General features: G+C 38.4%; 10 protein-coding genes. 7 read left to right on the forward strand and 3 right to left on the reverse strand.

The annotated features are described in order from the left end of the window. The first annotated feature begins 21 nt into the window (after nt 1-21). Nucleotides 22-414, forward strand: a complete 393-nt coding sequence (gene cybC, locus ACT53H_RS18470) for a cytochrome b562 (protein ID WP_238613065.1) — start codon at nt 22-24, stop codon at nt 412-414. A 124-nt stretch (nt 415-538) separates the two neighbouring features. Further along, on the forward strand, nt 539-1465 hold the full coding sequence (locus ACT53H_RS18475; protein ID WP_476009832.1) for a TolB-like translocation protein: 927 nt from the start codon (nt 539-541) through the stop codon (nt 1463-1465). Nucleotides 1466-1515: 50 nt separating this feature from the next. On the opposite strand, the gene ACT53H_RS18480 is transcribed toward ACT53H_RS18475, so the two are convergent. Further along, nucleotides 1516-3444 carry an ATP-binding cassette domain-containing protein gene (locus ACT53H_RS18480; RefSeq protein ID WP_004795580.1) on the reverse strand — a complete coding sequence of 643 codons (1929 nt, stop codon included), beginning with the start codon at nt 3442-3444 and terminating at the stop codon, nt 1516-1518. Between the two features lie 253 nt (nt 3445-3697). On the opposite strand from ACT53H_RS18480, the gene ACT53H_RS18485 reads away from it, so the two are divergent. The 4 genes from ACT53H_RS18485 to erpA all read left to right on the forward strand — a co-directional run bounded on the left by ACT53H_RS18485 (nt 3698) and on the right by erpA (nt 7782). Beyond that, nucleotides 3698-4702, forward strand: coding sequence for a putative solute-binding protein (locus ACT53H_RS18485; RefSeq protein ID WP_476009833.1), 1005 nt, complete (start codon nt 3698-3700; stop codon nt 4700-4702). A 255-nt stretch (nt 4703-4957) separates the two neighbouring features. Continuing rightward, nucleotides 4958-5965 carry a putative solute-binding protein gene (locus tag ACT53H_RS18490; protein ID WP_003656045.1) on the forward strand — a complete coding sequence of 336 codons (1008 nt, stop codon included), beginning with the start codon at nt 4958-4960 and terminating at the stop codon, nt 5963-5965. Nucleotides 5966-6317: 352 nt separating this feature from the next. Beyond that, nucleotides 6318-7322: a putative solute-binding protein gene (locus ACT53H_RS18495; RefSeq protein ID WP_013196508.1), complete on the forward strand. Its 1005-nt coding sequence runs from the start codon at nt 6318-6320 to the stop codon at nt 7320-7322. A 124-nt stretch (nt 7323-7446) separates the two neighbouring features. Continuing rightward, a complete protein-coding gene (erpA, locus tag ACT53H_RS18500; RefSeq protein ID WP_002115421.1) occupies nt 7447-7782 on the forward strand; it encodes an iron-sulfur cluster insertion protein ErpA in 336 nt (111 codons plus the stop codon). Between the two features lie 58 nt (nt 7783-7840). Here erpA and ACT53H_RS18505 read toward each other — a convergent pair whose 3' ends face one another. Next, entirely contained in the window at nt 7841-8683 is an 843-nt protein-coding gene (locus tag ACT53H_RS18505) for an alpha/beta fold hydrolase (protein WP_476009834.1), read from the reverse strand. A gap of 123 nt (nt 8684-8806) precedes the next feature. Next, a complete protein-coding gene (locus tag ACT53H_RS18510) occupies nt 8807-9934 on the reverse strand; it encodes an anhydro-N-acetylmuramic acid kinase (RefSeq protein ID WP_004795587.1) in 1128 nt (375 codons plus the stop codon). Between the two features lie 61 nt (nt 9935-9995). Here ACT53H_RS18510 and tyrS point away from each other — a divergent pair, with 61 nt between their 5' ends. Continuing rightward, entirely contained in the window at nt 9996-11228 is a 1233-nt protein-coding gene (tyrS, locus tag ACT53H_RS18515; RefSeq protein ID WP_238613068.1) for a tyrosine--tRNA ligase, read from the forward strand. Nucleotides 11229-11496 lie beyond the last annotated feature (268 nt).

Consider the following 11496-nt stretch of genomic DNA (forward strand, 5'->3'; position numbering starts at 1 on the left):
CTAAATCAGTCTAGGGAGAGAATGATGAGTCAGAAATTATTAGCTAGTCTTTTAATTTCATGTGCGATTTTAGGAAGTTCTGCTGTTTCGGCGGCAGACCTAGAAACGAATATGAAAACTTTAGCTAAGAGTACTAAAGCATTTGCTGAAGCAAAAGATACTGCTAATGCGAAACAACAGCTTGTTGTAATGCGTGAAGCAGCTGTTTCTTCTAAGCAATATTTACCACATAAACTCGAAGGTTTACCTTTAGGAAATGTACAGGTAAAAGAGTACCAAGCTGGTTTAGATCAGCTTGTTGCCGAGATTGATAAAGTAACTGCTTTGGTTGAGCAAGGACAATTAGATCAAGCCAAAACTGAAGCAATCAATTTAGTCACAATACGAAATGAAAATCATAAAAAGTTTAGATAATTCTTTTTATGATGATTAAAGAAAAGGCTTTGTTTAATTAAAAACAAAGCCTTTTTTTATAAGAAATGAACTTTTAAACTGCCATTTAGATGGTAGTTTCCATTTATATCAAGAGAATATAATTTTGAAAAAAACACAAAAACTCTTATGCATTGGGATCATGTTTTTTAATTGCTTATTTCAACTACATGCTGCTACAGCCCCAACCTTTTATGGAAAATTAGTATTTCATCGTTATAGTGATTATGACGCATGGGACAGTAAGCTTTATCTTTATAACTTCACAACGCAGCAGACTACATTACTGGGCACAAATTGGAAAATTGACCATATGATGAATGGTCATTTTTTCCCAGATGGAAAATGGTTAACTTTTATGGGGGTTAACTCTGGGCAGCATTATGGCGATGCATGGGATGTGTATGCTTGGAAAGTGGGTAGTAGTGAGTTACCCATTAACTTAACTCAGGGAAATAACAAACGCGATGAAGATCCAAAATTTATAGATAACCAGCATATTATTTTTAAAAAAAATGGCGATTTAAAAATCGTCAAAATGATTGATCGTACGATAACTTCTGTCACTCAAAATGGTTGGGACATAGAAGAATCGATGCCTTATCCGATGGTCAATACTACCCAAATCTTATATGCAAAAGGTGCTGGAAATAATTCTCGAATTTTCAGTATTGATCAGTCGGGTGCCTATGATACACAGCTGACCAATATCGCTTCATACTATCCAATATGGTGGCAAGGAAGTCGCTTCTTATATGTACGCTGGTACAGTCCAACAAATGCTCATGATCAGATCTATCTCTATGACATGGCTAATAAACAAACCACACGTTTGCCATTTAACAGCATTAATTATGATACTTCCGATCCAGCGCCTTTAGATCAGCGTTACATGGTGGTGTCACTTGCAGGGCAAACAGGTAGTCGAGGCGGTTATGATCTATATATCGCAGATAGCCAATCAAGCAATGTTTGGCCTTTACCTGTAAATAGCAATTTAAATGAATTAGGGGCTTTTTATACCCCTTATTAATTAATAAAAAAGCCGATTAAGAAATCGGCTTTTTTATTTTAGAAAACAGATTAATCAAAAGAAGCTTCCATTTCTTCTAACTCCATCATGAGTTCTAAAAGCTGCTCTTCGTGTTGCTCAAGTTTAGCCTTCAGCTCAGTCTGTTCATTCATAAGTTTGAGTAAATCGTCTTTACGTGCAGCCTCATATAGAGATGTGTCTGCTAGAGATTCTTCAATTTTGGCAAGCTGCGGTTGAAGCTTCTCAATTTGAGACTCAACTTTTTCAATGTTTTTACGAATAGGTCGAGTCTGTTCACGACGGCGAGCTGCTTCTTTACGCTGTGCTTCTTTATCGACTTTAGCTGGGGCAGCAGTGGTAGAGGATGAATTATTCTGCGCCACAGCAGTTTGAGCATTAATGAGTTGCTGACGTGCTTCACGTAGCCATTTTGCATAATCCTGTAAATCACCTTCGAATTCGGTACATTTACCGCCGTGTACCAAAAGAAGCTCGTCACAAACACTTGCAATAAGTTGACGTTCGTGGGAAACCAATACGACAGCACCTTCAAAGTCTTGTAATGCCATGCTTAGTGCATGACGCATATCTAGATCTAAATGGTTCGTCGGTTCATCGAGAATTAAAACGTTTGGACGTTGCCATACAATGAGTGCGAGGGCTAAACGAGCGCGCTCTCCACCAGAAAAGGTTTCACATGGCGTATCCATGCGTTCACCACTAAAGCCAAAACTACCTAAGAAAGAACGTAGGGTGGCTTCACTAATTTTTTTATCTGCTATACGAGCAAGCTGTAACATTGGAGTAGCATGGCCATCTAAAGCATCCATTTGGTGCTGCGCAAAGTAACCAATGTTAAGCAGTTCGGAAGCTTTACGTTCACCCGCTAAGAGAGGTAAATCACCAACCAAGCTCTTAATCAATGTTGACTTACCTGCGCCGTTCATACCAAGTAAACCAATACGTGAGGTTGGTGTAATTTGTAATCTGATTTTTTCGGCTATTTGTTTATCACCATAACCAATGCTGGCATTGTCTAAAGTCAGCAAAGGAGAACTCATTTTGGTGGGTTCACGGAAACTAAAAGTAAACGGCGTATCTACATGAGCAGGTGCAAGTTGCTGCATGCGCTCAAGTTGTTTAATACGACTCTGCGCCTGACGAGCTTTAGTCGCTTTTGCTTTAAAACGGTCAATAAACTTTTGTAGATGAGCACGTGTTTCTTCTTGTTTCTCAAAAGCTTGTTGTTGTTGGGCAAGACGTTCACTACGCGTAGTTTCAAATGTAGAGTAGTTTCCGGTGTAAAGCGTGAGTTCTTGATTTTCAATATGAAGAATATGATCTGTAATCGCATCTAAAAAGTCACGGTCATGCGAAATGAGGATGAGTGTACCTTCATAGGCTTTAAGCCAATCTTCTAACCACAGAATTGCATCCAAGTCTAAATGGTTGGTTGGTTCGTCTAGTAATAATAAATCTGAACGACTCATAAGGGTACGCGCTAAATTTAAGCGCATACGCCATCCACCTGAGAAACTCTCAACATTCAAACGTAATTGATTTTCTAGAAAACCAAGACCAGCCATGAGTTGGGCTGCTTTAGATGGTGCTGAATAACCATGAATTTCATCAAATCGGCCATGCAATTTAGCCAATTCAAAATCAGTCAGTTGATCTGGTTGAGCAAGCTTATTTTGAATATCCCAAAATTCTTCATCACCTGAAAGAACAAAATCAATTGCAGGCATATCTAAGGCTTTTATTTCTTGCGCCATATGCGCTACGGTCCAGCCTGTAGGACGAGTAAGTGAACCTTCATCGGCACCTAAACTTCCAAGTAATGCAGCAAATAAAGTCGATTTACCTGCGCCATTGACTCCAGTTAGACCAATCTTCCAACCTGGGTGTAATTGCATAGACGCTTTTTGAAATAGAACACGTCCACCGCGGCGTAAAGAAACTTGGTCAAATTGAATCATCTTATTGTATCGAGGTGAGTTAGGGATGCTGTATTTTAAAGAGAAGTGCAGATGAAAACAAAACTTTCCGGATTTTAGTTCCAAGCAGACAAATATTGGAGAGATTAAAAGGTTATAGATTTAGCTATTCGTCTGAAATTCTCAGAATATTGAATAAGATAGAACACATTTAAAAAAATATGGCTAAAATAAAAACAGTTTAAGATTTGGTTGATTAATGAGCTATTAATAAAACTAGACTAAGGAAAGTCAAATGAAAAAAAGATTGGGGATTGTTAGTGCAGCATTTTGCTGTGCTATGGGAACAGCAAATGCGGGACAAAATGTGTGTGTGTTTGATTTATTAGGAAAGTCAGGTGAATCCTATAAACTGATGGAAGAATGGGCGCTTGCAGCGAAAGAGTGGCAAGCAGATATCACTTTAATTCCATTTCAAGATGAAGCTTTGGTTGACCGTAAGCTGCGTGAGGGCAAATGTGATGCCGCTTATATGACTTCCATGCGGGCGAGAAATTATAATAAATTTGCAGGTTCGATTGATGCGATTGGTGGTGTAACTAGTAATGCTATTGCGCAAAAAGCAATTAGCTACGTTTTAGATAAACGTAATAAACATCGTATGGTAACTGTACAAAATGGAGCCAATTACGAAGTCGTTGGGATTGTTCAGATTGGATTGGCATATTTATTTGTAAGAGATAAAAACCTGAACTCAATTGAGAAAGTACGCGGTACTAAATTTGCTATTTTGCAATATGACGCGGCACAGAAGATTATGGTGGAAAGTGTAGGCGCTCAACCCATTCCATCAGAAATTACCGATTTTGTGAAAAAGTTTAATAGTGGGCAAGTCGATGCAATTGCGGCACCAGCTTATGCTTATAAACCTTTAGAGATTAGTAAAGGGGTGGGAGTGAAAGGGGCAATGTTTACTTTCCCTGTGGTTAACGTTACGGGAGATTTAGTTGCTCGAAGTGATAAGTTCCCTACAGATTTCGGTATAAAGTCACGTGCTTGGTTTCTACAGCAATTACCTCAGAACTTTGCCATGATAAAACGGCTAGAAATGGGTGTACCCTCAAAAATTAAAATAAATTTTTCAGCCGAAGATAAAACCAAATATCAAAAAATTCTACGTGAAGGTCGCCTCAGCTTAACAAAACAGGGTGTATACGATGCAACAATGATGAGTGTGCTGAAGCGTGCTCGTTGTACGGTTGAAAGAACTAATTTTGAATGTACCCTTAATGGAGAATAGTTTATTTTTTAAACACAAAAACGCTACATATATTTCAAAGCTGAATATGGGTATGAAAATTGTGAATATAAAAAGTAACTTACGGAAACTTAGTGATTTTTAACACTAATAAATAATTTAAATTGAACAAACAATGGTTCAATGAGATAAAAATATTTGAGTAAAAGCTCTATTTTTTTCTAAAAAACATGATTAATATCTGTCTTTGAAAGGAAACTTCAAACAAAAAATCTGTTCCGTGGAAGGATGAAGAAAATGAAAAAAATCGTACTTGCTATGGCTGCCGCTTCTGTTGTTGGTTTTTCTGCTTCAGCGCAAGCAGCGAGTACCGTATGTGTATTCGACCTCTTAGGAAAAGCAGGCGACTCATATAAAATGATGGAAGAATGGGCTCTAGCTGCAAAAGGCTGGGGTACTGAAATTAACTTAGTTCCTCGTCAGGACGAGGCTGTTGCTGATAATGATTTTAAAGCAGGCAAATGTGATGCTGTAGCAATGACAGCAATGCGTGCACGCCAATATAACAAATTCGCAGGATCTATCGACTCACTCGGTGGTGTTCCAAATAACCAAATCGCTCAACGTGCAATTACTTATGTATTAGATGCGCGTAATGCAGCAAAAATGACCACTAATATGGGTGGTAAAAAATACGAAGTTGCTGGTATTTCTCCGCTAGGTTCAGCATTCATTTTCGTACGTGACAAAAACATCAACTCTGTTGAAAAAGCTGCGGGTAAAAAATTCGCCGTACTTGGCTATGACGATGCACAAAAAATTATGGTGCAACGTGTAGGTGCTCAAGCAGTTCTTTCTGATATTTCGAACTTTGCCGCGAAATTTAACAATGGTCAGGTAGATATGGTAGGTGCGCCTGCTTATGCTTACAAACCATTAGAGTTAAATAAAGGTTTAGGTGCAAACGGTGTAATGTGGAACTTCCCTGTATTACACGTTACAGCAGATCTAGTATTACGTTCTGATAAATTCCCAGCTGGTTTTGGTCAAAAATCTCGTGACTGGTTCGTTAAACAGTTGCCTAAGAACTTTGCAATGATCAACCGTTTAGAAGCACAAATTCCTGGCAAATACAAAATGAACTTAAGTGCAGAAGACAAACTTAAGTATCAAAAAATGTTGCGTGATGGCCGTATGGACTTAACTAAACGCGGTGTTTACGATGCAGGAATGATGTCTGTACTTAAAAAAGCACGTTGTTCTGTAGACAAGGCTAACTTTGAATGTTCAATGCCTGGTGAATAATATTAATTTCTATCTAAAAGCCTAGACTGAGTTCTAGGCTTTTTGTTTTCTATGTGCTGTCAATTCTGCCATTGTTGTTAGTTAGAAAGACGTTAAGCTAAATTTAGATAAAAACTTCATAAGGAAACATGAAGGTATAAAAATGGATCAAGGACTTGAGTGATTAAAATAATTGCTAATAGATAGGTCAATCGCTATCTATTTTTCATGGAAATAAAATCATAAAAGCAAATATGGTCTATACAAATATTCCATCATGATTTTTATATGAGGCCTATCCAATTCATACCTGATTGGTGTGAAATTTCTTGGTATCGAAAAAGAAAAACTCCACAAGGAAAGGAAAAAGAATATGCAATTTTCCAAAATGCTATTACTTGCGATGGGACTTACCACAGTTTCTTTTGCAGCTCAGGCTAAACAAACAGTATGTGTTTTTGACTTCGTTGGAAAAAATGGCGATGTCTATGCACTGATGAAGGATTATCAACTTGCCGCTAAAAACTGGGGAGCTGATATTGAACTAAAAGTAAACCAAAACGAAGCCGTGATTGCTGAAGATTTTAAAGCGGGTAAATGTGATGGGATTAGTGTATCAGGGATGCGTGGCCGTCAATTTAACTCATTTACTGGGTCATTAGACGCGATCGGGGCCATTCCTGACCTCAAGCTTGCTGTAAAAATAATGCAAGGTTTAGCGAGTCCGACTTTTAGTAAATATATGGTTAATGGTCGCTATGAGGTTGTCGGTGTTATTCCAGTTGGTGATGCTTACCTTCTAGTAAATGATCGCAGCATCAATACAGTAGCGAAAGCCGCAGGTAAAAAAATTGCTGTGCTTGACTATGATGAAGCACAAAAAATTATGGTTCAGCAGGTCGGGGCTCAGGCTGTGAGTGCTGACGTAACAAATTTCGGTGCGAAATTTAATAACCATCAAGTTGATATCATTGGTGCACCAGCAGCAGCATTTAAACCTTTGGAGCTACAAAAAGGTTTAGGTACAAAAGGTGCGATCGTGAATTATCCAATCTTACAGGTCACAGGAAATATTATTATCCGTCCAGATAAATTCCCAGCTGGTTTTGGGCAGAAATCTAGGGAATGGGTTTCGGGTCAGCTACCACGTGCTTTTACCATCTTGGGTAAAATGAAAGCTGATATTCCACAAAAATACTGGATGGATGTTCCGGCTGCTGATAAACCGGGCTACCAAAAGCTTATGCGTGAGTCTCGAATTAACCTTACACAACGCGGTGTGTACGATAAACGCATGATGAAATTACTATGGCAATTCCGTTGTAAGCAAGATGCTAAAAACTTCGAATGTGGCTTACAGGATGAGAATTACAAATAATCTTGATAAAAATACTCAAGATTCACTTTAAACTTCGAAGACAGACCCTATATTGATTATGCTATACTCAATATAGGGTCTTTTTTATTTTGAAAGGCACAGCAAAATCCGAGGAACAATCATCATGAATGCCCAAGCTCTAGTTTTGACAGATAATGCTGCCAATAAGGTACGCCAACTCCGTGATAGTGAAGGGAATGACGATCTCATGTTACGTGTATATGTAACGGGAGGCGGGTGTTCAGGGTTTTCGTATGGCTTCAATTTTGCTGAAAGCGTAAATGAAGATGATGCAGAATTCGTAAATGGCGATGTGAAAATGTTGGTTGACTCACTGAGCTACCAATACCTCATTGGTTCAGTAGTTGACTATGTAGAAGGCCTTGAAGGTTCACGTTTTATCGTACAAAATCCGAATGCGACAACAACATGCGGTTGTGGTTCTTCGTTCTCGATTTAAAAGAATTTTAAAATTTAAAAACCTCTCCGTAACGAGAGGTTTTTTATTGATCAAATTATTATTTTTCACTGACAGATTCTAAAAAATATTCCACGAGTTCAGGTGCATTCTGATATGGAATCCAATGTGATGCATCCATAAAAACTGCGTCATAACTATTTTTAAAATAATGTGAGTTTAGCTCGGCACTTTTTTCTGTAACTGCAATATCATGTTTGCCCCAAATAAAAAGAGTAGGAACATCTATTGCTTTAAACGGATTTTGAGGCTTGTCCCAAAAAAAGCCACGATACCAATTCAATGCCGTAGATAATCTATTTTCTTCTATAAACTCAGCCTCGAATATTGCAATTTGCTCTTCGGTCATGCCTGATGACTTAAGAAACTTACGGCCCAATTTAGGTATTTTTTTAAATAAAAGTTCGGGCAGAATCGGCAGCTGAAAAATTGCAAAATAATAAGATTTAAAAAGTTGTCTACTGCTTAAACAAGCTTTTAAAAAAGCAGCTTGATGGGGTACAGAAACTAAAGTGAGATGCTTAATATATTGTGGATACTTCATCGCAACGCCCGAGGCAATTGCCGAGCCCCAGTCATGCCCAATTAAATAAACTGGCTGGCCAAGCTGCTCAATTAAACTTGCCACATCTTCTACAAGTTCACTCAGTGAATATTGAAATCGGCTTTGAGGTCTAGCATTTAAACTATAACCACGTTGATGAATCGCAAGTGTTCTAAATTGATGCGGATGCAATAATTCAGAGGTTTGCTCCCAACTATGAGCAGTTTCTGGAAAACCATGCAATAAAACAACGAGTGGACCATCTATAGGGCCTGAATCAATTACATCGAATGTCCAAGCCCCACGTGTGTATTGAGAAATACGTTTGGTCAGATCCATACAAACATGCCTTAAATTATTTTTGTTGGCATTTATCATGAGTTTTTATACTCATTTAAATAACAGCATTTCGGGTCATTAAATGTGTTATGAGGTCGAATCTGATCAATTAATAAGTAGTTTTTATACAACTGTGATTGTACCTAGAATTCTGAAATCCGAAGCACCTGTTACCGCGGGCAAATTACCACTTAAACCATTTACAAAACGCATTGCTAACCAAGCAAAGGCGGTAGCCTCCACCCAAGTAGGGGAGAGCCCTAAAACATCTGTAGGTTGAACAGACCAATTGTGCTTACGAAGACGCCAGCGTAATTGCTCTAATAAATAAGAGTTATAAGCACCGCCACCACATACATATACTTCTCCTGTTTCCATCTCAGAGCGATAAATCGCTTTTTGAATGGCACGCACAGTAAGCTTTAATAAGGTGGCTTGAATGTTTTCAGGTGTATCTTCTAACTCATCGTAAGTTAAATCATTTCGCCAATCGATTAACTGATCATCTAACCAGTCAATATTAAAGTCTTCACGTCCTGTGCTCTTAGGAGGTTCTTTAGAAAAATATTCATGTGCATGAAGACGGTCGAGTAAAGAGCGAATAGGATGACCATAAGCTGCCCAATCACCGTTTTCATCATATGGATGACCTGTATGGCGATGACACCAAGCATCCATCAAAATATTTGCAGGACCTGTATCAAAACCAAATACGCCGTCAGCATTATTGGCAGGCAACATACTCACATTAGCAATACCACCCAAATTCAAAATCACACGATGAATACTTGGATGTTGAAATAATGCTTGATGGAAAGCCGGAACCAATGGTGCACCTTGACCGCCTGCTGCCATATCTCTACGACGGAAATCTGAAACAACCGGAATCTGAGTGATTTCAGTAATAATGTTGGGATCGCCAATTTGTAGCGTAAATCCATGTTCTGGACGGTGGCGAATGGTTTGCCCATGTGAACCAATTGCTTTAATTTGACTCCGATCTAACTGGTTTTTTTCAATGAGAGTATTAATGCCATGACCAATCATTTTGGCTAAAGCAACATCAGCTTTACCCATGCGGTCAATTTCATTGTCATCAGGCAAAGTTAACGCCATAAGCTCATCACGTAACTCGGGTTCAAATGGAACTGTAAGAGTGGCATGAAGCTGTAGTGGCTCAAATGAAGCCGCAACAATATCCACACCATCCATACTAGTGCCAGTCATTACGCCGATATAGATTGCGCTCATATGCAACTTCCCCTGCAAGACGCTGAAAAAATGTTAGTATATCGCACAAATTGAATAACTGATGTGTTTAGGTTTTGTGATGTCAAATTTCTTGCCCGCCGAAGAACAGCTTGCCCTCATCCAACGAGGCACGCACGAAATTATTTCAGAAGAAGATTTACTGAAAAAGCTCAAAGAGAATCGTCCTCTTAAAATTAAAGCTGGTTTCGACCCTACAGCACCGGATTTACATTTAGGACATACGGTTCTTATTAATAAATTAAAAACTTTCCAAGATTTGGGTCATGAAGTTACCTTCTTAATTGGTGACTATACAGCGATGATCGGTGACCCAACTGGTAAAAGCGCAACTCGTCCGCCGTTGTCACGTGAACAAGTGGAAGCCAACGCTAAAACTTATCAAGAACAAGTTTTCAAAATATTAGACCCGAATAAAACAAAAGTACGTTTTAACTCAGAATGGTTTAATCAAAAATCTGCTGCTGACCTTATTCAGCTAGCAAGTCAGCAAACCGTATCTCGTATGTTAGAGCGTGATGACTTTACAAAGCGTTATAGCAACCATCAGCCAATTGCAATTCATGAGTTTTTATATCCTTTAGTTCAAGGTTATGACTCTATTGCACTTGAAGCTGACGTTGAGTTAGGCGGTACAGACCAGACCTTTAACTTACTTATGGGTCGTACTTTACAAAGCCGTTATGGACAAGAATCTCAAGTGTGTATCACTGTACCGATTCTAGAAGGTTTAGATGGCGTAAATAAAATGTCTAAATCTTTAGGTAACTATATTGGTGTATTTGATACGCCAGGGGCAATGTACCAAAAAGTTTTATCAATGCCAGATTCTTTAATTGAACGCTATTTCGATTTATTAAGTTTTAAATCTCTAGATGAGATCAAAACCTTATTAGATGAAATTGCTGCTGGTCGTAATCCACAAGAAGTAAAACGTATCCTTGCACTTGAGCTAGTTGAACGTTTCCATGATGCAGAAGCTGCGGCTAATGCACATAAAAGTGCTGGTAACCTTATTACAGAAGGTGAAGTACCAGAAGACACCCCAGAGGTGACTATTTCGCGTGGTGAGTTTGGTGGAGAAATCTTTATTGCTACCATTCTACGTGTAGCTGGATTAAATCCAAATGCTGCAGCTGCAAAAGATGCGGTAGCTCGCGGTGCAGTAAAAGTTGACTGGAATGCTGTTGATGCAGGTTTCTCTATAAAAGAAAACGGTACTTTCATTATTCAGTCAGGTAAAAAAGCAATTGCACGTGTCACGTTCACTGACTAAGAGTGTTATGTAATAAAAAAAGCAGGAGTAATCCTGCTTTTTTTATTTAAGAATCAAAAAAAACAATTCAACGTTCCACGTGGAACAATTTATAGATCAGTAATAATGAAAAGTAATCAAAGCAAATAACAAGATAGAGCGAAATATAGCTTAAGAGTAGAGCATTTGCTCTAATATTCCTTTGGAATCTTTGGAATCTTTGGAATCTTTGGAATCTTTGGAATCTTTGGAATCTTTGGAATCTTTGGAATCTTTGGAATCTTTGGAA

It is taken from the genome of Acinetobacter sp. DMC2, from assembly GCF_056314305.1.

Bases quoted from the DNA above. Each gene is read 5' to 3' on its own strand.
- cybC (WP_238613065.1), top strand. From the start codon at position 22: ATGATGAGTCAGAAATTATTAGCTAGTCTTTTAATTTCATGTGCGATT.
- ACT53H_RS18480 (WP_004795580.1), bottom strand. From the start codon at position 3,444: ATGATTCAATTTGACCAAGTTTCTTTACGCCGCGGTGGACGTGTTCTA.
- ACT53H_RS18485 (WP_476009833.1), top strand. From the start codon at position 3,698: ATGAAAAAAAGATTGGGGATTGTTAGTGCAGCATTTTGCTGTGCTATG.
- ACT53H_RS18490 (WP_003656045.1), top strand. From the start codon at position 4,958: ATGAAAAAAATCGTACTTGCTATGGCTGCCGCTTCTGTTGTTGGTTTT.
- ACT53H_RS18495 (WP_013196508.1), top strand. From the start codon at position 6,318: ATGCAATTTTCCAAAATGCTATTACTTGCGATGGGACTTACCACAGTT.
- erpA (WP_002115421.1), top strand. From the start codon at position 7,447: ATGAATGCCCAAGCTCTAGTTTTGACAGATAATGCTGCCAATAAGGTA.
- ACT53H_RS18505 (WP_476009834.1), bottom strand. From the start codon at position 8,683: ATGGATCTGACCAAACGTATTTCTCAATACACACGTGGGGCTTGGACA.
- ACT53H_RS18510 (WP_004795587.1), bottom strand. From the start codon at position 9,934: ATGAGCGCAATCTATATCGGCGTAATGACTGGCACTAGTATGGATGGT.
- tyrS (WP_238613068.1), top strand. From the start codon at position 9,996: ATGTGTTTAGGTTTTGTGATGTCAAATTTCTTGCCCGCCGAAGAACAG.